Source organism: Serratia sp. TSA_7 (genome assembly GCF_052692135.1).
Map to the genome: position 1 here is coordinate 131,138 of NZ_JBQZFU010000010.1, position 25,873 is coordinate 157,010.

At 57.2% G+C, this 25,873-nt stretch carries 20 protein-coding genes and 1 riboswitch; of the genes, 13 read left to right on the forward strand and 7 right to left on the reverse strand.

What is annotated here, in order from left to right; genetic code table 11:
* Positions 1–115 precede the first annotated feature (115 nt).
* The 4 genes from metB to ACUTQW_RS22800 all read left to right on the forward strand — a co-directional run bounded on the left by metB (position 116) and on the right by ACUTQW_RS22800 (position 5,602).
* On the forward strand, positions 116–1,276 hold the full coding sequence (metB, locus tag ACUTQW_RS22785) for a cystathionine gamma-synthase (RefSeq protein WP_004953172.1): 1,161 nt from the start codon (positions 116–118) through the stop codon (positions 1,274–1,276).
* Positions 1,277–1,278: 2 nt separating this feature from the next.
* Complete coding sequence (locus ACUTQW_RS22790; protein ID WP_006328830.1) at positions 1,279–3,714, forward strand: bifunctional aspartate kinase/homoserine dehydrogenase II; 2,436 nt, start codon at positions 1,279–1,281, stop codon at positions 3,712–3,714.
* Between the two features lie 233 nt (positions 3,715–3,947).
* A complete protein-coding gene (gene metF, locus ACUTQW_RS22795) occupies positions 3,948–4,841 on the forward strand; it encodes a methylenetetrahydrofolate reductase (protein ID WP_004953167.1) in 894 nt (297 codons plus the stop codon).
* A gap of 128 nt (positions 4,842–4,969) precedes the next feature.
* Positions 4,970–5,602, forward strand: coding sequence for a LysE family transporter (locus tag ACUTQW_RS22800; RefSeq protein ID WP_004953165.1), 633 nt, complete (start codon positions 4,970–4,972; stop codon positions 5,600–5,602).
* Here ACUTQW_RS22800 and ACUTQW_RS22805 read toward each other — a convergent pair.
* The 3 genes from ACUTQW_RS22805 to argE form a co-directional block, all read right to left on the reverse strand.
* Positions 5,599–6,387 carry a helix-turn-helix domain-containing protein gene (locus ACUTQW_RS22805; protein ID WP_006328818.1) on the reverse strand — a complete coding sequence of 263 codons (789 nt, stop codon included), beginning with the start codon at positions 6,385–6,387 and terminating at the stop codon, positions 5,599–5,601. The genes ACUTQW_RS22800 and ACUTQW_RS22805 overlap by 4 nt on opposite strands.
* A gap of 75 nt (positions 6,388–6,462) precedes the next feature.
* The gene (ppc, locus tag ACUTQW_RS22810) at positions 6,463–9,099 is read right to left on the reverse strand and encodes a phosphoenolpyruvate carboxylase (RefSeq protein ID WP_004953159.1); all 2,637 of its coding nucleotides are present in this window, start codon (positions 9,097–9,099) and stop codon (positions 6,463–6,465) included.
* A gap of 260 nt (positions 9,100–9,359) precedes the next feature.
* On the reverse strand, positions 9,360–10,505 hold the full coding sequence (gene argE, locus ACUTQW_RS22815; protein WP_004953157.1) for an acetylornithine deacetylase: 1,146 nt from the start codon (positions 10,503–10,505) through the stop codon (positions 9,360–9,362).
* Positions 10,506–10,721: 216 nt separating this feature from the next.
* Here argE and argC point away from each other — a divergent pair, with 216 nt between their 5' ends.
* From argC to argH, 4 genes are all read left to right on the forward strand, one after another.
* Positions 10,722–11,726 (forward strand): N-acetyl-gamma-glutamyl-phosphate reductase, encoded by a 1,005-nt coding sequence (argC, locus tag ACUTQW_RS22820; RefSeq protein ID WP_006328815.1) that lies wholly within the window; start codon positions 10,722–10,724, stop codon positions 11,724–11,726.
* 29 nt (positions 11,727–11,755) lie between these two features.
* Positions 11,756–12,529 carry an acetylglutamate kinase gene (gene argB / locus ACUTQW_RS22825; RefSeq protein ID WP_006328814.1) on the forward strand — a complete coding sequence of 258 codons (774 nt, stop codon included), beginning with the start codon at positions 11,756–11,758 and terminating at the stop codon, positions 12,527–12,529.
* Between the two features lie 25 nt (positions 12,530–12,554).
* Positions 12,555–13,775 carry an argininosuccinate synthase gene (locus tag ACUTQW_RS22830; protein WP_004953146.1) on the forward strand — a complete coding sequence of 407 codons (1,221 nt, stop codon included), beginning with the start codon at positions 12,555–12,557 and terminating at the stop codon, positions 13,773–13,775.
* Positions 13,776–13,973: 198 nt separating this feature from the next.
* Positions 13,974–15,347, forward strand: coding sequence for an argininosuccinate lyase (argH, locus tag ACUTQW_RS22835; protein WP_004953144.1), 1,374 nt, complete (start codon positions 13,974–13,976; stop codon positions 15,345–15,347).
* Positions 15,348–15,410: 63 nt separating this feature from the next.
* Here argH and ACUTQW_RS22840 read toward each other — a convergent pair whose 3' ends face one another.
* Positions 15,411–16,859, reverse strand: coding sequence for a dihydrolipoyl dehydrogenase (locus tag ACUTQW_RS22840; RefSeq protein WP_006328813.1), 1,449 nt, complete (start codon positions 16,857–16,859; stop codon positions 15,411–15,413).
* Between the two features lie 77 nt (positions 16,860–16,936).
* The gene (locus ACUTQW_RS22845) at positions 16,937–17,668 is read right to left on the reverse strand and encodes a glutathione peroxidase (RefSeq protein ID WP_004953139.1); all 732 of its coding nucleotides are present in this window, start codon (positions 17,666–17,668) and stop codon (positions 16,937–16,939) included.
* 150 nt (positions 17,669–17,818) lie between these two features.
* On the opposite strand from ACUTQW_RS22845, the gene oxyR reads away from it, so the two are divergent.
* Entirely contained in the window at positions 17,819–18,736 is a 918-nt protein-coding gene (gene oxyR, locus ACUTQW_RS22850) for a DNA-binding transcriptional regulator OxyR (RefSeq protein WP_013814983.1), read from the forward strand.
* Here oxyR and sthA read toward each other — a convergent pair.
* A complete protein-coding gene (sthA, locus tag ACUTQW_RS22855) occupies positions 18,719–20,116 on the reverse strand; it encodes a Si-specific NAD(P)(+) transhydrogenase (RefSeq protein ID WP_004953133.1) in 1,398 nt (465 codons plus the stop codon). The two genes, oxyR and sthA, sit on opposite strands and share 18 nt — an antisense overlap.
* 216 nt (positions 20,117–20,332) lie before the next feature.
* On the opposite strand from sthA, the gene fabR reads away from it, so the two are divergent.
* Positions 20,333–20,965 carry an HTH-type transcriptional repressor FabR gene (fabR, locus tag ACUTQW_RS22860; RefSeq protein WP_006317771.1) on the forward strand — a complete coding sequence of 211 codons (633 nt, stop codon included), beginning with the start codon at positions 20,333–20,335 and terminating at the stop codon, positions 20,963–20,965.
* Between the two features lie 12 nt (positions 20,966–20,977).
* Complete coding sequence (locus ACUTQW_RS22865; RefSeq protein ID WP_006328796.1) at positions 20,978–21,346, forward strand: YijD family membrane protein; 369 nt, start codon at positions 20,978–20,980, stop codon at positions 21,344–21,346.
* A 38-nt stretch (positions 21,347–21,384) separates the two neighbouring features.
* Here ACUTQW_RS22865 and trmA read toward each other — a convergent pair whose 3' ends face one another.
* A complete protein-coding gene (trmA, locus tag ACUTQW_RS22870; protein WP_006328795.1) occupies positions 21,385–22,488 on the reverse strand; it encodes a tRNA (uridine(54)-C5)-methyltransferase TrmA in 1,104 nt (367 codons plus the stop codon).
* Positions 22,489–22,608: 120 nt separating this feature from the next.
* Positions 22,609–22,820, forward strand: a riboswitch (cobalamin riboswitch).
* A 68-nt stretch (positions 22,821–22,888) separates the two neighbouring features.
* On the opposite strand from trmA, the gene btuB reads away from it, so the two are divergent.
* Positions 22,889–24,760, forward strand: coding sequence for a TonB-dependent vitamin B12 receptor BtuB (gene btuB / locus ACUTQW_RS22875; protein ID WP_020439986.1), 1,872 nt, complete (start codon positions 22,889–22,891; stop codon positions 24,758–24,760).
* Positions 24,705–25,568 carry a glutamate racemase gene (gene murI, locus ACUTQW_RS22880; protein ID WP_020457658.1) on the forward strand — a complete coding sequence of 288 codons (864 nt, stop codon included), beginning with the start codon at positions 24,705–24,707 and terminating at the stop codon, positions 25,566–25,568. The genes btuB and murI overlap by 56 nt, the downstream gene beginning before the upstream one ends.
* Positions 25,569–25,873 lie beyond the last annotated feature (305 nt).

Sequence of the window (25,873 nt, forward strand, 5' to 3'; positions counted from 1 at the left end):
GCTTTGCTCAATCTATACGCAAAGAAGTTTAGATGTCCAGATGTATTGACGTCCATCTCCGCTGCGATTAATCTTTAGCCCTCATTCATCCGAATCCTGAGAGCCGAGCGACCCTATGACGCGTAAACCAGCCACGATTGCCGTACGTAGCGGCCTGAACGATGACGAACAGTACGGCTGCGTTGTCCCGCCGATCCATCTTTCCAGCACCTATAATTTCACCGATTTCAACCAGCCTCGCGCTCATGACTACTCGCGCCGCGGCAATCCGACGCGCGATGTGGTGCAACGTGCGCTGGCGGAGCTGGAAGGCGGCGCCGGTGCGGTAATGACCAGTAGCGGAATGTCGGCGATCCATCTGGTGACCACCGTGTTCCTGAAACCCGGCGATCTGCTGGTGGCGCCGCACGATTGCTACGGTGGCAGCTACCGTCTTTTCGACAGCCTGAGCAAGCGAGGCGCTTACCGCGTGCTGTTTGTCGATCAGAGTAATGAAGAGGCGTTGGCGCAGGCGTTGGCGCAAAAGCCAAAACTGGTGCTGATAGAAAGCCCGAGCAACCCGCTTTTGCGCGTGGTGGACATTGCGGCGATTTGCGAGGCGGCGCATGCGGCAGGCGCGCTGACGGTAGTGGATAACACCTTCCTCAGCCCGGCGCTGCAGCAGCCGATTGGACTGGGAGCCGATCTGGTGGTTCACTCCTGCACCAAATACCTCAACGGCCATTCCGATGTGGTGGCCGGCGCGGTGATCGCCAAAGATAAAGATCTGGCGGTGGAGCTGGCTTGGTGGGCCAATAATATCGGCGTTACCGGCGGCGCGTTCGACAGCTATTTGCTGTTGCGCGGCATGCGTACCCTGTCGCCACGCATCAAGGCGGCGCAACAAAACGCCGAAGCGATTGTCAGTTATTTACAGCAGCAACCGCTGGTGAAAAAGCTGTATCATCCTTCTCTGCCACAGAACCCAGGGCACGAGATTGCGCGCCGCCAGCAACGCGGCTTTGGCGCGATGCTCAGTTTTGAACTGGATGGTGATGAGGCGCTTCTTCGCCGTTTCCTCTCTGCCCTTGAGCTGTTTACTCTGGCAGAATCCTTAGGGGGCGTAGAAAGCCTGATTTCGCATGCAGCGACCATGACCCATGCCGGTATGGCAGCGGAAGCACGTGCGGCGGCCGGTATCTCCGAGAGCCTGCTGCGTATTTCCGTGGGTATTGAAGACAGCGAAGATTTGATTGCCGATCTGGAACGTGCTTTCCAGGCGGCGGCAACGAGGTAAGCATGAATGCAATTGCGGTAGCAGGGCCGGTGAGCGGGCGTCAACTGCACAAGTTTGGCGGCAGCAGCCTGGCGGACGTGAAGTGTTATCTGCGTGTGGCCGGGATCATGGCCGAATACAGCCAGCCGGGCGATATGATGGTGGTGTCGGCTGCCGGCAGCACCACCAACCAACTGATTAACTGGCTGAAGCTCAGCCAGAGCGATCGCCTTTCTGCGCATCAGGTTCAGCAGACGCTGCGTCGTTATCACAGCGAATTGATCGGCGGTTTATTGCCGCCGGAAACCGCCGAACCGCTGATCGCCGAATTTATTCAGGATCTGGAGCGTCTGGCAGTTTTGCTGGATGACAAGATTGACGACGTGACTTATGCCGAGGTCGTCGGCCACGGCGAAATCTGGTCGGCGCGGCTGATGGCTGCGGTACTGAACAAGTTGGATATGCAGGCGGCCTGGCTGGATGCGCGCGATTTCCTGCGTACGGAACGTTCTGCTCAGCCGCAGGTTGATGAAGGCCGTTCTTACCCGCTGCTGCAACAATTGCTGGCTCAGCACCCAGGCAAACGCCTGGTGGTGACCGGCTTTATTTCACGCAACGACGCCGGTGAAACCGTGCTGTTGGGGCGTAACGGCAGTGACTATTCCGCGACCCAGGTCGGCGCTTTGGCCGGCGTGGAGCGCGTGACTATCTGGAGCGACGTGGCCGGGGTGTACAGCGCCGACCCACGTAAAGTGAAAGATGCCTGCCTGCTGCCGCTGCTGCGGTTGGATGAAGCCAGCGAACTGGCGCGTCTGGCGGCACCGGTGCTGCATACCCGCACCTTGCAGCCGGTTTCCGGCAGCGATATCGATCTCCAGCTGCGATGCAGTTACCAGCCGGAACAGGGTTCAACGCGCATCGAACGCGTGCTGGCTTCCGGCACGGGCGCGAAGATTGTCACCAGCCATGATGACGTGTGCCTGATTGAGCTGCGCGTCGCCAGCCAGCATGATTTCAAGCTGGCGCAGAAAGAGCTGGATCTGGTGCTGAAGCGCGCGCAGATCAAACCCTTGGCCGTCGGCATTCATCCGGACCGCAACCTGGTTCAGCTGTGCTACACCTCGGAAGTGGTGAACAGCGTGCTGCGTACCTTGCAGGATGCCGGGTTGCCGGGGGAACTGAAGCTGCGCGAAGGGCTGGCGCTGGTGGCGCTGGTGGGGGCGGGGGTTTGCAAAAACCCGCTGCACAGCCATCGTTTCTACCAACAGTTGAAAGACCAGCCGGTTGAGTTTATCTGGCAGGCGGAAGACGGCATCAGCCTGGTGGCGGTACTGCGTCAGGGGCCGACTGCCTTGCTGATTCAGGGCTTGCACCAGTCATTGTTCCGCGCTGAGAAACGCATCGGTCTGGTGCTGTTCGGCAAAGGTAACATTGGCGCACGCTGGCTGGAACTGTTTGCCCGCGAGCAGAAAAATATTTCCGCCCGCAGCGGTTTTGAATTCACTCTGGCCGGGGTGGTGGACAGCCGCCGCAGCCTGCTGGATTACGACGGGCTGGACGCCAGCCGCGCGCTGGCATTCTTCGAGGACGAAGCGCAGGAACTGGACGAAGAGTCTCTGTTCCTGTGGATGCGTGCGCACCCGTTCGACGATCTGGTGGTGCTTGACGTTACCGCCAGTGAAAATCTGGCCGAGCAGTATCTGGACTTCGCCAGCTACGGTTTTCACGTGATTAGCGCCAACAAGCTGGCGGGCGCGTCGTGCGGTGATAACTACCGCCAAATCCGCGATGCCTTCGCCAAAACCGGCCGCCATTGGTTGTATAACGCTACCGTCGGCGCGGGCCTGCCGGTCAATCATACGGTGCGCGATCTGCGCGACAGCGGCGACAGCATTTTGGCGATCAGCGGTATCTTCTCCGGTACGCTTTCCTGGTTGTTCCTGCAGTTCGACGGCACGGTGCCGTTCACCGAACTGGTGGATCAGGCCTGGCAGCAGGGGCTGACGGAACCGGATCCGCGCGTCGATCTCTCCGGCCAGGACGTAATGCGCAAGCTGGTCATTCTGGCGCGCGAGGCGGGCTATGACATCGAACCGAATCAGGTGCGGGTAGAGTCGCTGGTGCCTGCCGGTGCCGAGCAGGGCTCTGTCGATCAGTTCTTCGAGAACGGCGATGCGCTGAACCAACAGATGCTGCAGCGTTTTGAGGCTGCCAGCGAAATGGGGCTGGTGCTGCGGCACGTGGCGCGCTTCGATGCCAACGGCAAGGCGCGTGTCGGGGTAGAGGCGGTGCGTCCGGAGCACCCGCTGGCGGCTCTGTTGCCGTGCGACAATGTGTTTGCTATCGAAAGCCGCTGGTACCGCGATAATCCGTTGGTGATCCGCGGGCCGGGTGCCGGCCGCGACGTCACGGCCGGGGCGATCCAGTCAGACCTTAACCGTTTGGCGCAACTGCTTTAATTTTCTTGCGGGCGCGGGTTCACCGCGCCCCTCGTTTTTCCTGCCATAATTCATCTTGTTTCGAACATGAAATTCTTTCTCTTTGCCGGTGAGGATTAATCATCTTATTCCCCCAGTTTCCTGTTGACTCTTTAGCCAACATACGGCATTTTCTATTTAGACGTCTAAACGTATAGACGCTTATTAAAATAAAGCAAAATGCAAAACAGTGATCGATAAGAGGCGGACAGGGTATGAGTTTTTTTCACGCAAACCAGCGGGAAGCGCTGAATCAGAGTCTGGCGGAATTAAACGGCCAGATTAACGTATCGTTTGAGTTTTTCCCGCCGCGCACCAGCGAGATGGAAGATACCCTGTGGCAGTCCATTGATCGTCTGAGCAGCCTGAAACCTAAATTTGTCTCTGTGACCTATGGTGCAAACTCGGGCGAGCGCGATCGCACCCACAGCATCATCAAAGGGATCAAGGACCGCACCGGTCTGGATGCGGCTCCACACCTGACCTGCATCGACGCCAGCCCGGCTCAGCTGCGTGAAATCGCCACCGATTATTGGAACAACGGCATTCGTCATATCGTGGCGCTGCGCGGCGATCTGCCTCCGGGTGGCGGCAAGCCGGACATGTACGCGACCGATTTGGTTCGGTTGCTGAAAGAAGTCGGCGATTTCGATATCTCCGTTGCCGCCTACCCTGAAGTGCATCCGGAGGCGAAAAGCCCGCAGGCGGATCTGATTAACCTGAAGCGTAAAATCGATGCCGGCGCCAACCGCGCGATCACCCAGTTTTTCTTCGACGTGGAAAGCTATCTGCGTTTCCGCGATCGCTGTGTCGCCACCGGTATTGACGTGGAAATCGTGCCGGGCATTCTGCCGGTATCCAACTTCAAGCAGCTGCAGCGTTTCGCCACCATGACCAACGTACGCGTACCGAGCTGGATGACCAGCATGTTTGAAGGGCTGGACGACGACGCCGAAACCCGCAAAATGGTCGGCGCCAATATCGCGATGGACATGGTGAAGATCCTCAGCCGCGAAGGGGTGAAAGATTTCCACTTCTATACGCTGAACCGCGCCGAGATGAGCTATGCCATCTGCCATACGCTGGGTGTGCGCCCGGCCGCTGCATAATCCATTCGCTATCGGGAGGGGCGCTGCGTAAAAACAGCGCCCTTTTTGTTGGGCGCAATTTCTTCCAATACCCCTCTTTAGCGGCATGGTGAGATGACGCATCATCCCCATGAAAAGAGCTCGTCACCATGATGCCGTTTTCCAATGGTTTTTTACTCAGTTTGTCGCTTTGTCTGGATATTGGCATCGCCAATATCGCCATGATCACGCTGGCGATGCAACGCGGCTATTTTCACGGCTTCTGGCTGGGGATCGGTACCTGCGTGGGTGACCTGATTTATGCGGTGCTGGCGCTGGCGGGCATGGCGGTGCTGTTGCAATACCAAGGTGTCCGCTGGGTACTGTGGATCGGCGGCTCAATGATGCTGCTGTGGTTCGCTTACAAAATGCTGCGGGCGGCCTTCGCCAGGGCGACTGAGCTGGCGGTGGCTGAGCCGGAGACGCCACGCTCGGTGCCGCGCAACTTTCTGCGCGGCGTGGTGCTGGCTATGTCATCTCCTACGGCGATCCTGTGGTTTGCGGCGGTGGGCGGCGCGCTGATTTCACGTATGGGTCAGGGGGGGCCGGCGGCAACGTCGTGGTTCCTCTCCGGCTTTTTTATTGCCGGCGTGGTGTGGACGGCGGTGCTTTGTTCCGTTGGCAGCCTGGGCGGCAAAATGCTGGGGGCACGCCTGCTGAAATATTCTTACTTTGCTTCGGCGGTGATTTTTGGCTACTTCGCGCTGTACGTGGTGGTGTCGGGCTACCGTGAGTTTATTTAGCGGGTGAAGGATTGCAGATAGTGATGCGGCGTGATGCCCATCGTTTTGCGAAAAGCGTTAATAAAATGGCTTTGATCGTAAAAACCCAGGGCCAGCGCCACGTCCAGCGTGTGTTGATTCTGCCGCAACAGGTTACGCGCCTCCAGCAGCCGCAACTGCATGTGATATTGCAGCGGCGGCATGCCGACGCGTTGCCGGAACAGCCGGACAAAATGATATTTACTCATACCGCTGACCTGGGCCAACGTGTCCAGGCTGATTTTCAGCGTCAGGTTGTCGCGCATGAATTCCAGTGCCCGGCCGACGGTTTCCGTCGGTTGCGGGTGATCCGCGGTGCGATCGTCCAGCAGGGTACCCAGCAGCCACAGCAGATTTTGCTCTTGTTCAACGGCGTCGTGCGGAGTGCAGGCATAGCGGCAAATGGCGTCGAACAGCGCCGGGTTGCGCAGCACGCCTTCGGTCAGCGCCGGCGCCTGGCGATCGGAACTCAGGTTATGGTTGTTGGCCAGACTGCGCAGCAGTGATTGCGGTAAATGCACGCTGCAGAATTCGACTTGCTCGCTGCCAAATTGCGAGGACTGAATGCTGGCCGGGTTGTAAACGGTGATTTCGCCACCGCGTACCAGCGAGGTTTTGCCGTCCAGCCAAATCTGTTCGGTACCGCTCAAATTGGCGCTGATCACGTATTCATCGTGGGTGTGACGGGGGAAGGAGGCATTGATCGCCGTCAGGCGCGAGCATTCGATATCGTTGGCAACAAACCAGTCCGAGAGGGATAACGCCATCGCGCACCTCCGCGCCCGTCAGCGACACATAGAAAAACGGCTCCTGTGAACAGGAGCCGTGCTTTGACGCGCAACCTAGCCGGTGTTGCGCATGCCGGCGGCGACGCCGGCAATGGTGACCATCAATGCCTGTTCAACGCGGGTATCAGGATGTTCCTGCTGGCGCGAGCGGTGCAGCAGTTCTGCCTGCAGCACGTTCAGCGGATCGGTATACACGTTGCGCAGCGCGATGGATTCGGCGATCCACGGCAGATCCTCCATCAGGTGAGCGTCATTGGCGATGGTCAACACGACCTTGATGTCGCTTTCGAGCTGATCGCGCAGCTGCTGGCCCAGCGGCCACAGCGATTTGTCGACCAGGCGCTGATCGTAGTATTCCGCCAGCCACAGGTCGGCCTTGGCGAAGACCATTTCCAGCATGGCGATACGGGTAGAGAAGAACGGCCAGTCGCGGCACATGGCCTCCAACTGATTCTGTTTGCCGGCTTTCACCGCTTCCTGCAAACCTGCACCGGCACCCAGCCAGGCCGGCAGCATCAGGCGGTTCTGCGTCCAGGCGAAGATCCACGGAATGGCGCGCAGGCTTTCTACGCCGCCGTTTGGCTTGCGCTTGGCCGGGCGTGAACCCAGCGGCAGTTTACCCAGTTCCAGCTCCGGCGTTGCGGCGCGGAAGTAAGGCACGAAGTCCGGATTCTCGCGCACGTAGCCGCGGTACATTTTGCACGATGTCTCCGACAGGTCGTCCATCAGCGAACGCCACTCTTTCTTCGGCTCCGGCGGCGGCAACAGGTTGGCTTCCAGAACCGCGCCGGCATACAGCGCGAGGCTGCTGATGGCCACTTCCGGCAGGCCAAATTTGAAGCGAATCATCTCACCCTGCTCGGTCACGCGCAGGCCACCTTTCAGGCTGCCCGGAGGCTGCGACAGCAGCGCCGCATGCGCAGGCGCGCCGCCGCGACCAATCGAACCGCCACGGCCGTGGAACAGCGTTAACGCCACTCCGGCCTTTTCACAGGTTTTGATCAAGGCATCTTGCGCGCGGTACTGCGCCCAGGACGCGGCCATCACCCCGGCGTCTTTCGCCGAGTCGGAATAGCCGATCATCACCATCTGCTTGCCCTGGATAAAGCCGCGATACCAGTCGATATTCAGCAACTGGGTCATCACGTCGTCGGCGTTGTTCAGGTCGTCGAGGGTTTCGAACAGCGGCGCGACCGGCAGCGCAAACGGGCAACCGGCTTCTTTCAGCAGCAGATGGACCGCCAGCACGTCAGAAGGGGTGCGTGCCATGGAGATGACGTAGGCGGCGATGGAGCCTTGCGGCGCTTCGGCGATCACGCGGCAGGTTTCCAGCACTTCCTGGGTATCGGCACTCGGTTCCCACTTCAGCGGCACCAGCGGGCGTTTGGAATTCAGTTCGCGGATCAGGAATGCTTGTTTGTCGGCTTCTGACCAGCTTTCGTAGTCGCCGAGGCCCAGATAACGGGTCAGTTCGGCGATGGCTTCGGTATGGCGGTTGCTTTCCTGACGGACGTCGATACGCACCAGCGGCACGCCAAAGCAGCGAACGCGGCGCAGGGTATCCAGCAACTGACCGTTGGCAATGATGCTCATGCCGCAGGCCTGCAGCGACTGATAACAGGCGAACAACGGTTCCCACAGCTGATCGTTGCTTACCAGCAGGTCGTTCGGTTTCAGCACGCGTTCGCCTTTCAGGCGGCCTTCCAGATAGGCCTGAGAGCGCATCAACTGGCCGCGCAGCTGTTTCATGATTTCGCGGTACGGTTCCTGCACTTCGTCGCCACCGGCGAGGGCGCGCAATTCCGGAGTACATTCGGTCATCGACAGCTCGGACACCAACACCTGGATATCGCGGGTGAACAGGTCGCAGGCTTTCCAGCGGCTGAGCAGCAGCACGTGACGGGTGATTTCGGCGGTCACGTTCGGGTTACCGTCGCGGTCACCGCCCATCCAGGAGGTGAAACGCACCGGCACGGCTTCCGCCGGCAGGCTGTAATCGATGGAGTTTTCCAACTGCTCGTTGAATTCGCGCAGGAAGGCAGGCACCCCTTCCCACAGGCTGTTTTCCACCACCGCAAAGCCCCACTTGGCTTCGTCGATAGGCGAAGGGCGGTTTTTACGGATCTCGTCGGTGTGCCATGACTGGGCAACCAGCTGGCGCAGGCGGCGCATGATCTTGTTGCGCTCGTAATCGGCCAGATCGTTATGATCGAGTTGGCTCAGACAGGTGTTGACCTCAACCAGCTTGTGGATCAGGGTGCGGCGGGTTATTTCCGTCGGGTGCGCCGTCAGCACCAGCTCGATGGAGAGCTGAGAGACCGCATTTTGCAGCTCTTTGGTGCTGAGCTTTTTGTCTTTCAGCCGGGTGAACAGCTGGGCCAGCGCTTCGGGATTGCTGGCGGCTTCGCCATTGGGCGAAATGCTGTGGTACTGCTCGGCGACGTTGGTCAGATTAAGGAACTGGCTGAAGGCGCGCGCGACCGGCAGCAACTCGTCGTTGGACAGGTTCTGCAAGGTGGAAAGCAGCTCCTGACGATGCGCCTCGTTACCGGCACGTGAAGATTTGGAAAGCTTACGGATAGTTTCAACGCGATCGAGAATATGCTCGCCCAGCGCATCTTTGATGGTATCGCCGAGCAATTTGCCGAGCATACTGACATTACTTCGCATTGCCGAATATTGTTCGTTCATATAACCCCTGGCCCAGTTCTGTATGATTTTTTATCTTGTAAGTAAATTTCACGTGTCAGGCGAAGAGCGCCTGTTTCATCTCGCCACGTTCCTGTCCAATCGTCAATTGACACTATTTTTAGCAAAAAAACATCAAAATCGGCGCATTTTCTGAAATTTAATTACGGCACGCCGGTTATCAGTCTGGCTTATTATATTGTTTTGATACTTCTTAATAGGTAGGGGCGATGATAAATCATTACCCCTACCTTGTGTCAGGTTTATTGATGGCAAAAGTGCTCGACCAACTGGCCCAGCAGCTTGCGCGTCGGCTCGATAAACGCCGTATCGATGTATTCATCCGGCTGGTGCGCCTGGTTGATTGACCCCGGGCCGAGCACCAGCGTCGGGCACACCTGCTGGACGAACGGCGCCTCGGTGCAGTAGTTGACCACCTGAGTGCGGGTGCCCAGCAGTTTCTCAATCACCGCCACCATATGATGATCGGTCGGACACTCGTAGCCCGGGACCGAGGCATGCAGTTCTTCAATGTTCAGGCGGCCCGGCCAGCGCTGGCTGACCGGCTCCAGCGTCTGGTGCATCAGCTCGTTGATATTGTCGAGCGTCATGCCCGGCAGCGGACGAATGTCCAGGTGCAGTTCACAGCAGGCGCAGATGCGGTTGGCCGCGTCGCCGCCGCTGATATGGCCGAAGTTCATCGTCGGATAAGGCACGGCGAATGCCGGATTGTTGTAGCGCTCCTGCAGCGTTTTGCGCAGTTCCATCAGGCGGCCAATGGTTTCGTGCATCAAATCGATGGCGTTGACGCCGCGCGCCGGATCGCTCGAGTGGCCGGACTGGCCGACAATGCGGATGGCGTTGGCCATATGCCCCTTGTGCGCGCGCACCGGTTGCAGTGAGGTGGGCTCGCCGATAATCGCGAAATCCGGGCGGATGGCGGTCGAGGCGGCGAAATAACGCGCGCCGGCCATCGTCGTTTCTTCATCTGCGGTGGCCAGAATATACAGCGGCTTGGTCAGTTTGCCGGCATCGATGTCGCGCACGGCATCCAGAATAAAGGCAAAGAAGCCTTTCATGTCCGCAGTGCCCAGACCGTACAGCTTATTGTCGTGTTCGGTCAGGGTGAAGGGATCGCGCGTCCAGCGGCCTTCGTCATAAGGTACGGTGTCGGTGTGGCCCGCCAAAAGCAGGCCGCCGCTGCCTTCGCCGATGCTGGCGAGCAGGTTGAATTTGTTGCGGGTATCGGGCACCGGCTGTACGTCGACGCGAAAGCCCAAATCGGCAAACCATCCGGCCAGCAAGTTGATTAACGCTTCATTACTCTGATCGAGGGCGCCATCGGTGGCACTGATCGACGGAGTGGCGATCAACGCCCGGTACAGCTCAATAAATGGAGGTAATTTCATCTTCACTGTTGACAGCCTTTGGTTAGGGTAGTATCAATATTCATGCATTTATTTTGAATAAAAATACAGTAAGCTAGAGCGTAAGGGAACCCGATTCCCGGATGATTATAAAAACATCAACGCTCGACCACGTGGGTGAACGGCGAAACAACGCTGGTGAGCCCGGTTACCTGAGTCGAATACGACCACTCGTAAGCCAAGAAGGTGAAAGGCCACATGTTGAATACGCTGATCGTTGGTGCCAGCGGTTACGCCGGAGCGGAGCTCACGGCTTACCTGAATCGTCACCCACATATGAACATAACCGCATTAGCGGTTTCAGCGCAAAGTGCAGATGCAGGAAAATTGCTTTCTGATTTGCATCCCCAGTTAAAAGGCATCGTCGATCTGCCGTTACAACCGCTGGTTGACGTGGCTGCCGCCGCCGATGGCATCGACGTGGTGTTCCTGGCCACGGCGCACGAGGTCAGCCACGATATCGCGCCTTTGTTCCTGGCTGCGGGCTGTGTGGTGTTCGATCTGTCCGGTGCGTTCCGCGTAAAAGACGCCGGTTTCTATACCCAGTACTACGGTTTCGAGCATCAGCATCCTGAGCTGCTGGATCAGGCGGTATATGGCCTGGCGGAGTGGCAGAGCGAAAAAATCAAACAGGCGCAACTGATCGCCGTACCGGGCTGCTACCCGACGGCGGCGCAGTTGGCGCTGAAACCCTTGATCGATCAACAGCTGTTGAATCTTGACCAATGGCCGGTCATCAACGCCACCAGCGGCGTCAGCGGCGCGGGCCGCAAAGCCAGCGTGACCACCAGCTTCTGTGAAGTAAGTTTGCAGCCGTACGGTATCTTCAACCACCGTCATCACCCGGAAATCGTTGCGCATCTGGGTGTGCCGGTCATCTTCACGCCACATTTGGGTAACTTCCCGCGTGGTATTCTCGAAACCATCACCTGCCGTTTGAAAGCCGGCGTTACCGCGCAGGACGTGGCCGCAGCCTATCACGCCGCCTATGACGACAAACCGCTGGTGCGGCTGTACGACAAAGGCGTGCCGGCATTGAAAGCGGTGGTGGGCCTGCCGTTCTGCGATATCGGCTTTGCCGTTCAGGGCGAACACCTGATCGCGGTAGCGGCGGAAGACAACCTGTTGAAAGGCGCGGCTGCTCAGGCGGTGCAATGCCTGAATATCCGTTTTGGGTTCCCGGAAACCCAGTCATTACTTTAATGAATAACCAGCGTGGGATGTAAACAGCGATGAATCCGTTAATTATCAAGTTAGGTGGCGTGTTATTAGACAGTGAAGAGGCGCTGGAGCGTTTATTCACCGCCCTGGACAGCTACCGTCAGCAGCATCAGCGCCCGCTGGTTATCGTTCACGGCGGCGGTTGCCTGGTGGATGAGCTGATGAAACAACTTTCTCTGCCGGTGGTGAAGAAAAACGGCCTGCGGGTGACCCCTGCTGGCCAGATCGACATCATTACCGGCGCGCTGGCCGGTACTGCCAACAAGACCCTGCTGGCGTGGGCCATCAAGCACCGGATCAATGCGGTGGGCCTGAGCCTGGCGGACGGCGGCAGCGTTTCCGTGACCCAACTCGATCCGGCGCTGGGCCACGTAGGCAACGCGCAACCGGGTTCACCGGTGCTGCTCAATACCCTGCTGGGCGCTGGCTACCTGCCGGTGATCAGTTCTATCGGCATCACCGCCGAAGGGGAATTAATGAATGTGAACGCCGATCAGGCGGCGACGGCCCTGGCCGCCACGCTGGGTGCGGATTTGATCCTGCTGTCGGATGTCAGTGGCATTCTCGATGGGAAAGGGCAACGCATTGCAGAAATGACGGCACAAAAAGCGGAACAACTGATTGCCCAAGGCATCATCACCGATGGTATGGTGGTGAAGGTGAATGCGGCGCTCGACGCGGCCCGCACCCTTGGCCGGCCGGTGGATATCGCCAGCTGGCGCCATGCCGATCAGCTTCCAGCTCTGTTTAACGGCGTGTCGATTGGCACCCGGATCCTCGCTTAAATTTAGAATTAAAAAGGAAAAGACCATGCAAAACCAAGGCATCAAAAAAATCGTTCTGGCGTACTCTGGCGGCCTGGATACTTCGGCCATCATTCCTTGGCTGAAAGAAAACTACGGCGGCTGCGAAGTGGTGGCGTTCGTGGCGGATATCGGCCAGGAGCGCAGCGATCTGGAAGGCGTGGAGCAAAAAGCCCTGCAATCCGGTGCCTCTGAGTGTCACGTGGTTGATCTGCGTGAAGAATTCATCCGCGATTACGTTTATCCGGTTCTGCAGACCGGTGCGCTGTATGAAGGCAGCTACCTGTTGGGCACGTCAATGGCGCGCCCGATTATCGCTAAAGCGCAGGTTGAGCTGGCGTTGAAGGTCGGCGCTGATGCGCTGTGCCACGGTGCAACCGGCAAAGGTAATGACCAGGTGCGTTTCGAAACCACCTACACCGCGCTGGCACCACACCTGAAAGTGGTTGCGCCTTGGCGTGAGTGGAACCTGCGTTCCCGTGAAGCGCTGCTGGATTACCTGAAAGAGCGCAATATCCCAACGACTGCGTCGCTGGAAAAAATCTACAGCCGTGACGAGAACGCCTGGCATATCTCTACCGAAGGCGGCGTGCTGGAAAGCCCGTGGAATGCCCCGAACAAAGACTGCTGGGTTTGGACCGTAGATCCGCAGGAAGCGCCGGACCAGCCTGAGCAAGTGACCATCACCGTAGAAAAAGGCCGCGTCGTGGCGGTTAACGGTGAAGCCTTGAGCCCATACAAATGTCTGGAAACCCTGAACGTGCTGGGCGCCAAACATGGCGTGGGCCGGATCGACATCGTGGAAAACCGTCTGGTAGGCATCAAATCTCGCGGTTGCTACGAAACTCCGGGCGGCACCATCATGGTGGCGGCACTGCGCGGCGTTGAGCAACTGGTTCTGGATCGCGACAGCTTCAAATGGCGTGAGCAGTTGGGCCTGGAAATGTCCTACGTGGTGTACGACGGCCGCTGGTTTGCTCCGCTGCGTCGTTCTCTGCAGGCCTCTGCAGAAGCGCTGGCCGAAGAAGTGAACGGCGAAGTGGTGCTGCAGCTGTACAAAGGCCAGGTGACGGCGATTCAGAAGAAATCCGCCAACAGCCTGTACTCTGAAGAGTTTGCTACCTTTGGCGAAGATGAGGTTTACGATCACAGCCACGCGGGCGGCTTTATCCGCCTGTTCTCGCTCTCTTCACGCATTCGCGCGCTGAACGAGAAAAAGAACAAGTAATTTCATTATTCGGCGTGACTTGTTAAGGGCGCAGCGTGCTGCGCCCTTTCGTATAAAATTTATACCCTAAATAATTCGGGTTGCAGGAAGGCGGCAAGAGCGAGAGTCCCGATGAGCTTACATCGGTAAGTGATTCGGGTGAGCGCTCGCAGCCAACACACCTGCGGCTCGAAGTATGACGGGTACAGGAGTAAAGGTATGGCACTTTGGGGCGGACGGTTCAGTCAGGCGGCAGATCAGCGGTTCAAACAGTTAAACGACTCTTTGCGCTTTGATTATCGCCTGGCGGAACAGGACATTGTTGGCTCTGTGGCCTGGTCGAAAGCGCTGGTCACCGTCAACGTGCTGACGGCAACCGAGCAGCAACAGCTTGAGCAGGCTTTGAGCGTGTTGTTGGAAGAGGTGCAGGCCGACCCGCAGGCGATTGTCAGCAGCGATGCGGAAGATATTCACAGCTGGGTGGAGCAGAAGCTGATCGATAAAGTCGGCGATCTGGGCAAGAAGCTGCATACCGGCCGTAGCCGTAACGATCAGGTCGCGACCGATCTGAAACTGTGGTGCAAACAGCAAATCGGCGAACTGCATCAGGCCATCGTGCAACTGCAGCAGGCGCTGGTGGAAACTGCCGAAGCCAATCAGGATGCGGTGATGCCGGGTTATACCCACCTGCAGCGCGCGCAACCGGTCACTTTCGCTCACTGGTGCCTGGCCTATGTGGAAATGCTGGCGCGCGATGAAAGCCGCCTGCAAGATACGCTCAAGCGCCTGGACGTCAGCCCGCTGGGCAGCGGCGCTCTAGCCGGCACCGCTTATCCGATCGATCGTGAACAGCTTGCCGGTTGGTTGGGCTTTGCCTCGGCCACCCGCAACAGCCTGGACAGCGTTTCCGACCGCGACCACGTGCTGGAGCTGCTGTCGAATGCCTCCATCAGCATGGTGCATCTGTCGCGTTTTGCCGAAGACCTGATCTTCTTCAACAGCGGCGAAGCGGCGTTTGTCGATCTGTCCGACCGCGTAACCTCCGGCTCTTCGTTGATGCCGCAGAAGAAAAACCCGGATGCGTTGGAACTGATCCGCGGCAAATGCGGCCGTGTACAGGGCGCATTGACCGGCATGATGATGACGCTGAAAGGCTTGCCGCTGGCGTATAACAAAGACATGCAGGAAGACAAGGAAGGGCTGTTCGACGCGTTGGATACCTGGATGGATTGCCTGCAGATGGCGGCGCTGGTGCTGGACGGCATTCAGGTGAAACGCCCACGCTGCAAAGAGGCGGCTGAGCAGGGTTACGCCAACTCGACCGAACTGGCGGACTATCTGGTCGCCAAAGGCGTGCCGTTCCGTGAGGCGCACCATATCGTCGGTGAAGCGGTGGTAGAAGCCATCCAACAGGGCAAGGCGCTTGAGGCGCTGACGCTGACCGAATTGCAGAAGTTCAGCGCGGTGATTGGCGACGACGTGTACCCGATTCTGGCGCTGCAATCTTGCCTGGACAAGCGTTCGGCCAAGGGCGGCGTTTCTCCTCAGCAGGTCGCCAGCGCGATCGCCGAAGCGAAACAGCGGTTGTTTTAAGTTAAGTTAGTCGGTTCATAAAGGCGCGGTTCACAGTGTGAGCCGCGCTTTTTTTATGGAGGTTTACTCGCCCGGGCAGCGCTGGCAGCGTTCCGCCTCGGTCTCACCCAGTTTGAGCTTGGTCTGCAGGTCGCGCAGTGCGGTGCGCAGGCCTTCTTCGATCACCGGGTGGTAGAACGGCATATCCAGCATCTGGTTGATGGTCATCTGCTGCTGATGCGCCCAGGCCAGCAGGTGAGCGATATGCTCCACGTCCGGCCCCATCATTTCCGCACCCAGGAAACGCCCGGTGCCTTGCTCGCCGTAGACGTGCAAGAGGCCTTTATTACGCAGCATCACGCGAGAGCGCCCCTGATTCTCGAACGAAACCTCGCCGACGTCGAAGCAGCCGCAAGCGCTGAATTTCTCGTTGAGTTCGCGGAAAGTCGAACCGACCATGGCTATCTGCGGATCGGAGAATACGACCGAAATCGCGCTGCGGCGCAGGCCTGGGGTGATTTCCGGGAAGCTGCCGGCGTTGGCCCCGGCAATGCGTGCCTGATCGCTGGCCTCATGCAGCAGCGGCAGCTGGTTGCTGGCGTCGCCGGCGATGAAAATATGCGGCACGTTGGTTTGCAGGGTCGAACGATCGGCCTGTGGCACGCCTCGAGCGTCGAGTTTGAGGCCGGTGTTTTCCAGACCCAGCTTATCGACGTTCGGCCTGCGGCCGGTGGCGGCCAGTACGTAATCCACCATGATTTCCTGCGGCTGACCCTGCAGATCCTGGTAGCGAATAAACACCTTGTCGCCTTCGCGCTGCATCATCTCGACCTTCACGTCGGCATCAAGATAAAACTCTTCGCCCAGGGCTTTGGCGGCATAGCTGCGCACCGCACCGTCGGTTAATGGGCCGACGGCGCCGCCGACGCCAAACACTTTGGTGTCGACGCCCAGACGGTGCAGTGCTTGACCCAGTTCCAGGCCAATGACACCCGGGCCAAACACCGCGACGGACTGCGGCAAATCGTCCCAGTTAAACACGTCGTCATTGACGATCAGCCGGTCACCCAGTGCATTCCATGCTGCCGGCCAGCTTGGGCGGGAACCGGTGGCGATAACGATCCGCTGCGCCACGATGCGCGTGTGTTCATCGACCTGCAGGGTATTGTCGTCGATAAAGCGGGCGTAGCCGTGAATCTTGTCGGCGGCCGGGATCTCGTCGACGCCTTCCAGTACAAAGCCGACAAAGCGGTCACGCTCGCGTTTGACGCGATCCATCACTTCACGGCCGTTAACGGTGGTTTTACCGGCGGGATACACGCCAAAGCCGGGTGCGCGCTCGATTTGATGCACTGCTTCGGCGGCGGCGATCAGCAATTTGGATGGCATGCAGCCAACGCGTGCGCAGGTGGTGCCATAAGGCCCGCCTTCGATCATCACCACGCTGGGGGTAGAAAGTTTGGCAGCGCGATAGGCGCCCAGACCGGCGGTGCCGCCGCCGATAACCGCGACGTCAACATTCAACTGTTTCATATCCGCTCCTGAAAGGTAAAAAAAAGGGCGGGCCGGAGCCCGCCAAAGTTCACGTTGGCTTCGTTATTATTGATTAATCAGGCTGACAGGAAATTTTCCAGGTCATCGCTGCCGCCGATGTGACGGCCGCCGATAAATACCTGAGGTACGGTGGCGCGGCCGCTGACGGCACGCAGGCTGACGGTGGTGGCGTCTTTGCCCAGCACGATTTCTTCATACTGGATACCGCGTTCTTGCAGCATCTGTTTGGCTTTGGCGCAGAACGGGCAGCCGGGCTTGGTGAACAGCGAAACCGATTCCTGCACTTTGAATTCCGGCGCCAGGTATTTCAGCATGGTGTCGGCGTCAGAGACTTCAAACGGGTCGCCCGGTTTGTTGGGCTCGACGAACATTTTTTCCACCACGCCGTTGCGCACCAGCATCGAGTAACGCCATGAACGTGGACCGAAGCCCAGATCGGCTTTCTCGACCAGCATGTTCATGCCTTTGGTGAACTCTCCGTTGCCGTCCGGTACGAAGGTGATGTTCTCGGCGTGCTGATCGGCTTTCCAGGCGTTCATCACGAAGGTGTCGTTCACCGAGACGCACAAGATGCTGTCAACGCCGTGCTGTTTGAATACGCTGGACAGCTCGTTGTAGCGTGGCAAATGGCTGGAAGAGCAGGTCGGGGTAAACGCGCCCGGCAGAGAAAATACGATGACGGTTTTATCTTTGAACAGGTCATTGGTGGTGACATCAATCCATTGGTCGCCCTGACGGGTGTGGAAAGTAACCTGAGGAACTTTTTTGCCTTCTTGGCTGGTAAACATGAATTAACCCCTTAATTAGGAAAATAATTTTTGACCGTTAGCGCTGTATCGCTTCGTTGGGACACATTATTGACGTCGGGGCTTGATAGATCTAATCGCTCATTGCTATCTTATCTATCGCCATGAGCTATCATGGTCTGGAGGGAAAAAATGAATATTCGTGATTTAGAGTACCTGGTCGCCTTGGCCGAGCACCGGCATTTCCGCCGTGCCGCCGATTCATGCCATGTTAGCCAACCCACGCTCAGTGGGCAGATCCGCAAGCTGGAAGACGAACTGGGCGTGATGCTGCTCGAACGTACCAGCCGCAAGGTGTTATTCACCCAGGCGGGCTTGTTGCTGGTGGAGCAGGCGCGTACCGTGCTGCGCGAAGTCAAAGTCCTGAAAGAGATGGCCAGCCAACAAGGGGAAGCTATGTCAGGGCCGCTGCATATCGGCTTGATCCCTACCGTCGGGCCTTATTTGCTGCCACAGATCATTCCTACCCTGCATAAAACCTTTCCCAAGCTGGAAATGTACCTGCATGAAGCGCAGACCCATCAACTGCTGGCGCAACTCGACAGCGGCAAGCTGGACTGCGCCATTCTGGCGCTGGTGAAGGAAACGGAAGCTTTTATCGAAGTGCCGCTATTTGATGAGCCGATGAAGCTGGCGGTGTATTCCGATCACCCATGGGCGCAGCGCGATCGCGTAGCGATGCCGGATTTGGCGGGCGAAAAACTGCTGATGCTGGAAGATGGCCACTGCCTGCGCGATCAGGCGATGGGTTTTTGCTTCCAGGCGGGGGCGGACGAGGATACCCACTTTCGCGCGACCAGTCTGGAAACGCTGCGCAATATGGTGGCGGCAGGCAGCGGCATTACCCTGTTGCCAACGCTTGCGGTACCGCCGCAGCGTGAGCGAGACGGCGTCTGCTACCTCGACTGTTATAAACCGGAACCGAAGCGCACCATTGCGCTGGTGTACCGCCCCGGCTCCCCATTGCGCAGTCGTTATGAGCAATTGGCCGAGGCGATCCGCGAGCACATGCAGAACTACTTCAGTACCACGTTAAAACAGGCGGTTTAAGCCGTTTAGCGCTGCTACCCGGTAGGCTTCGGCCATGGTCGGATAGTTGAAGGTCGTATTAACGAAATATTCGATAGTATTGCCTTCACCTTTCTGTTCCATGATCGCCTGGCCGATGTGGATGATCTCCGCCGCACGCTCGCCGAAGCAGTGGATCCCGAGGATCTGCAGGGTGTCGCGATGGAACAGGATCTTCAGGCTGCCGACGTTCATCCCGGCAATTTGCGCACGTGCCAGATGCTTGAACTGGGCGCGGCCCACTTCATACGGCACTTTCATTGCCGTCAGTTCCTGCTCGGTTTTACCGACGGAGCTGATTTCCGGAATGGTGTAGATACCGGTCGGAATGTCTTCGATCAGATGCCCGCTGGCTTCGCCGGAGGCGATCGCCTGTGCGGCGATGCGGCCCTGATCGTAAGCGGCGGATGCCAGGCTCGGATAACCAATCACGTCACCCACGGCGTAAATGTGCGACAGCGCGGTCTGGTACATGCTGTTCACTTTCAGCAGGCCGCGGCTGTCTGACTCCAGACCGACCTTCTCCAGCCCGAGTGAATCGGTGTTACCGGTACGCCCGTTGGCGTACAGCAGGCAATCCGCTTTCACTTTCTTGCCGGATTTCAGGTGAACAATCACGCCGTCTTCGGTGCCTTCGATCTTCTCGAACTCTTCGTTGTGACGGATCACCACGCCATTGTTCCAGAAGTGGTATGACAGCGAGTCCGACATTTCCTGATCGAGGAATGCCAGCAGGCGATCGCGGGTGTTGATCAGATCCACCTTCACGTTCAGGCCACGGAAGATCGACGCGTATTCACAACCGATCACCCCGGCGCCGTAAATGATAACGTGCCGCGGTTCGTGGCTCAGTTCGAGAATGGAATCGCTGTCATAGATGCGCGGATGATTGAAGTCGACGCTGGCCGGGTGGTAAGGGCGCGAGCCGCAGGCGATCACGATATGATCGGCGCGGATGGTGTCCTGGGTGCCATCCATGTAGCTGACGCTGACGGTGTTGGCGTCGATAAAGCGCGCGTCGCCGGCAAACAGTTTGCACTGGTTGCGTTCATAGAAACCCTGGCGCATTCGGGTTTGCTGATTAATGACGTTATCGGCGTGGCGTAAAATGTCAGGGAAGGTTGCACTGAGCGTGCGTGAATTATTGTAAAGCGGGTTCTGGTTGAATTCGATAATGCGGCTGACGGCGTGGCGGAGGGCTTTGGACGGGATGGTACCCCAATGAGTACATCCGCCGCCCACATTATTGTACCGTTCGATAACGGCCACGCGGGCGCCCTGTTTCACCAGCCCCATAGCGGCACCTTCACCACCAGGGCCCGAGCCAATTACAATGGCATCAAATTGATAGTGCTGTTGCATGTAGGAGAGACCTGTTCTTATACAAAATTACAACGGTATCTTAACATCATAGCGCTGAGCGCCCAATCACCATTAGGCTTTTTGAGGCAAAGCACAAATGGTACAGGCTGAAACTGTGACAGGACGCGTTTGTATAAATGCTGTTGCAATAAAATTTGCTATATTGCCGACTCCACGGCGTTAGACTCAATGAATGGATCTTATCTGGATATGCATATGGGCGTCAGAGCACAACAAAAAGAACGGACTCGTCGTTCCCTCATTGAGGCGGCATTCAGCCAGCTAAGCGCCGAACGCAGCTTTGCCAGCCTGAGTTTGCGCGAAGTCTCACGCGAGGCGGGCATCGCGCCAACGTCATTTTACCGCCACTTCCGTGACGTGGACGAGCTTGGGCTGACCATGGTCGATGAGAGTGGCCTGATGCTGCGCCAACTGATGCGGCAGGCGCGCCAGCGTATCGCCAAGGGCGGCAGTGTGATCCGCACCTCGGTCTCCACCTTTATGGAGTTTATCGGCAACAACCCCAACGCCTTCCGCCTGTTGTTGCGTGAACGTTCCGGTACCTCGGCCGCCTTCCGTGCGGCGGTGGCGCGCGAGATCCAACATTTTATCGCCGAACTGGCGGATTACCTCGAGCTGGAAAACCATATGCCGCGCAGCTTCACCGAAGCGCAGGCGGAAGCCATGGTGACTATCGTGTTCAGCGCCGGCGCCGAAGCGCTGGATATTGACATCGACCAACGTCGTCGGCTTGAGGAACGTTTAGTGTTGCAACTGCGGATGATTTCCAAGGGCGCTTATTACTGGTATCGCCGCGAGCAAGAAAAAGCTTCTGTGTCCCACGTATAAAGGTAGAAAATGATGGAAAAATCAGGCCGTGAGAATGGCACTTTACTGCTGGCGTTGATTGCCGGCCTTTCAATCAACGGTTCGTTTGCCGCGTTGTTCAGCTCGGTAGTGCCGTTTTCTATTTTCCCGATAATCGCTTTGGCTCTGGCGGTGTACTGCCTGCACCAACGTTATCAGCACCGCGCCATGCCGGATGGCATGCCGAAACTGGCCGCAGCCTGTTTCCTGTTGGGGGTGTTGTTATACAGTGCGATCGTGCGCGCGGAATACCCGCAGATTGGCTCTAACTTCTTGCCTGCGATTGTCGCAGTGGCGCTGGTGCTCTGGATTGGCGTGAAGCTGAAGGCGCGCAAGGCGCTGGAGGGGAATACGCAGGCGTAAAGGTTAGGCAGGGGCGCAGCAACGGCGCCCCTGTCAGGTTATACGCGTTTTTCCAACAGCACACCGCATTCCATATGATGGGTGTACGGGAACTGATCAAACAGCGCCAGACGACTGACGCGGTGAGTTTCCTGCAGTGTTTCCAGATTGGCGCACAGCGTTTCCGGGTTGCATGAGATATACAAAATACGCGGATAGGCTTGCACCATTTTTACCGTTTCATCGTCCAGCCCGCTGCGCGGCGGATCGACAAAAATGGTTTCGCAGTTATAGCTGCTCAGATCGATACCTTTAAGCCGGTTAAACTCCCGTACCCCGTTCATCGCCTGGGTAAAATCTTCCGCCGCCATGCGGATAATTTGCACGTTATCGATATGGTTGGCCGCAATGTTGTACTGCGCCGCCGCGACCGAAGGTTTGGCTATTTCGGTGGCCAACACCCGCTCGAAATTACGCGCCAGCGCCAGCGAGAAGTTACCGTTGCCGCAGTAGAGTTCCAGCAGGTCGCCTTTAGATCCGGTCGTCACGTCCAGCGCCCATTCCAGCATCTGTATGTTCATTGCCGCGTTCGGCTGGGTGAAGCTGTTTTCCACCTGGCGGTAGATCATATCGCGGCCGGCGACCGGCAGGACTTCGTCTACATAATCCTGATCCAGCATGATTTTCATTTTCGACGCGCGGCCAATCAGCTGCAAATCAAAGCCCTGTGCGCGCAGGTTATCACGCAGCTTTTCCGCCTGTTGTTGCCAGGCCTCATCCAGTTTGCGGTGATACAGCAGCGAAGCAATGATTTTTCCGCTGCGGGTCGACAGATAGTCAATCTGGAACAGCTTGTGGCGCAGGATGGGCTCTGGCTTGATAGCGGCGATCAGTGCGCTCATCAGGCGGTTAATCAATTCGCTGGCGGCCGGGAAACGATCGACGCGGATACGTTGCTTGGTCTGCTGGTCAAACATGATGTGATACATCTCGTCTTCATCATGCCAGATGCGGAATTCGGCGCGCATACGGTAATGTTCGACTTGCGAGCGGAACACTTCCGGCTCGGGTGCCGTGAACGGTGACATCAGCGTCTTCAGCCGGGCAGTTTTCTCCGCCAGTTGGTCATCGTAACGTTCAATAGGCAAATTCTCGGGCGTCATGTTTCTTCTCGTCAGGCAAATTTGATCAGCGGGGATTGTAGGGAATCAGCCCGTGAAGTCCAGTTTTGTCGTGTTTATTATTTGTAACATTAGTGGAAGTCTAGACATCTATTTACATTGATCGTAGCATTGCCGTCCGGCCTCAAGCAGCGAGTGAAAAGGGAATCCGGTGTGAATCCGGAGCTGACGCGCAGCGGTAAGGGGAAGTCACGGCGATAGCGTTTTTACGCAGACACTGTCCACTGCAGGATGGGAAGTCATCGCCTGGTGCAGGTTGCCTGTGCAACTTGTAACTCCCAAGCCCGAAGACCTGCCGGTATTACGTCGCAATGTCCGTGGCCGTCGCGAATTACCGGCCATGATCCTGCGGCATCCGCCAATTAAGTTTGGATGCTTTTTCATGACAATTACAAAAAATACGCTGCTGATGGTGGTTTCCTCCGTCACGGCTTTTTCTGGATGGGCGCAAGACAACACCACAGCCAATAACAGCGATAACCTGGTGGTTACCGCCAACCGCTTCCCGCAGCCGGTTTCTTCCGTGCTGGCGCCAACCTCTGTTGTTACCCGTGATGATATCGACCGCTGGCAGGCCAAAAGCCTGACCGACGTGATGCGTCGTTTGCCGGGCGTGGATGTCGGGCAAAATGGTGGCCTGGGGCAAAAAAGCTCGCTGTTTATCCGTGGTACCAACTCCAGCCATGTGTTGGTGCTGATTGACGGTATTCGCCTTAATCAGGCCGGCGTCAGCGGCTCTTCCGACCTCAGCCAGATCCCGATCTCGCTGGTGCAAAAAGTCGAATATATCCGCGGACCGCGTTCGGCAGCGTACGGATCTGATGCCATCGGCGGGGTGGTCAACATTATTACTACCCGCGAGAAGAATGGCACCACGCTTTCCGCCGGTGTAGGTTCCAATGGCTATCAGGCTTACGATGCGTCTACTCAGCAACAACTGGGCGAGAGTACGGTAGCGACGGTTGCAGGCAACTATACCTATACCAAAGGCTATGATGTGGTGGCCTATGGCAACACTGGCATGCAAAGCCAGCAGGATCGCGACGGTTTCATGAGCAAGTCGCTGTACGGCGCCGTTGATCATCAATTCAGCGAGGCTATCAGCGGTTTTGTTCGTGGCTACGGTTATGACAACCGTACGGCTTATGACGCTTACTACTCTTCGCCAACCAGTCCGCTGGTCGATACCCGCAAACTGTACAGTCAAACCTGGGATACTGGCCTGCGTTATAAGGAAGGTATCTACGCAACGCAGTTGATCGGCAGCTACAGCCACAGTAAGGATTATGATTACGATCCACGTCTGGGCATGCATGACAGCTCGGCAAGTTTGGTAGACGCCGAGCAATACAATCTGCAGTGGGGGAACACGCTTCAGGTGGGCCAAGGGACGGTCAGTTCAGGGATTGACTGGCAACACCAGCAAATCAAGCCAGACTCTACTACGGTTAACGGTGAAAAAACCCAACGCAATGCCGGTGTTTACCTTACCGCGCAGCAACTGGTTGGCCCGGTCACGTTGGAAGGTGCGGTACGTGGCGATGATCACTCTGAATTCGGCTGGCACGGCACCTGGCAAACTAGCGCTGCCTGGGAATTTGTCGACGGGTATCGTTTCATCGCTTCTTATGGCACGGCGTTTAAAGCACCCAATATGAGCCAACTGTATGGCAACTTCGGCAACAACACTAATTTGAAGCCAGAAGAAAGCAAACAGTGGGAAGGCGGCTTTGAAGGTTTGACTGGGCCGGTAACCTGGCGCGTGTCCGGCTACCGCAACGATATTGATAACCTGATTGATGCCACCGGCGAGACCAATTACGTTTATTACAATGTCGGCAAGGCCACTATTAAAGGTATTGAAGCTACTGCCTCATTCGACACCGGTCCGTTAACCCATCACATTGGTTACGACTATGTCGATCCACGCAATGCCAAAACTAATGAAGTTCTGCTGCGTCGTGCCAAACAGCAGGTGAAGTATGAGCTGGATTGGCAGGTTTATGATTTTGACTGGGCAGTCACCTATCAATATCTGGGTGAGCGTTATGACAAAGACTACAGCACCTACCCAGAGCAAAGCGTTAAACTCGGCGGCGTCAGCCTGTGGGATCTCGCAGTTTCGTATCCGGTCACATCTCATCTGACAGTTCGTGGTAGAATTGCCAACCTGTTTGATAAAGATTATGAGACGGCTTATGGCTACGCTACTCCAGGAAGAGAATACTACCTCACTGGAAGCTATACCTTCTAACACCACCGCGACGCCCCGCCCGACGGTGCTGGTATTTGATTCCGGCGTCGGCGGGCTGTCGGTGTATCAGGAGGTTCGGCAATTGCTGCCGGACCTCCACTATATCTATGCCTTCGATAACGTGGCATTCCCCTACGGCGAGAAATCCGAAGAGTTTATCGTTGAACGCGTGCTGGAGATTGTCAGCGCGGTGCAACAGCGGCATCCTCTGGCGATCGTCGTCATCGCCTGTAATACCGCCAGTACCGTATCGCTACCGGCGCTGCGCGAGCGCTTTACCTTCCCGGTAGTGGGCGTAGTGCCCGCGATTAAACCTGCTGCCCGCTTGACCGCCAATGGCGTTGTCGGGCTGTTGGCGACCCGGGGTACCGTACAGCGCACCTATACCCATGAGTTGATTGCCCGCTTCGCTACCGATTGCAAGATCGAGCTATTGGGATCTTCAGAACTGGTGGAACTGGCGGAAGCCAAGCTGCACGGTGAAGCCGTACCGCTGGCCACGCTGAAGAAAATTCTGCATCCATGGCTGAGCATGCGCGAGCCGCCGGATACCGTGGTACTCGGTTGCACCCACTTCCCTTTATTAGCCGAAGAGTTAATGCAGGTGTTGCCTGAGGGAACCCGACTGGTGGATTCCGGTGCGGCTATTGCTCGCCGCACCGCTTGGCTTATTTCTTCGCAGGAAAATCTGGTGTCGACTCAGGAAGATAATCTGGCGTATTGCATGGCGTTGAATGAAGACACTGACGCTTTATTGCCCGTTTTGCAGGGTTATGGCTTTAAATCGTTGAAAAAACTGCCTCTTTAACGGGGTTTTGGTTAAACATTCAACGGTTGGAAAAAATATTGAAATTAGGGGTTGCGGGCTTCTGAGAACTCCCTATAATGCGCCTCCACTGACCGGGAACAACGACTCCTCTAACGAGAACCAGTCGCCCAGCCAGGAAGAAGCAAGCCGGTGAAAACACCGTTTCTTAATAAGAAAAAAGCTTGACTCTTCAGCGGGAAGGCGTAATATGCACCTCCCGCGTTACCGAGAGTTATCTCAGTAACGAACGCTCTTTAACAATTTATCAGACAATCTGTGTGGGCACTCCACAAGACGATATCCAG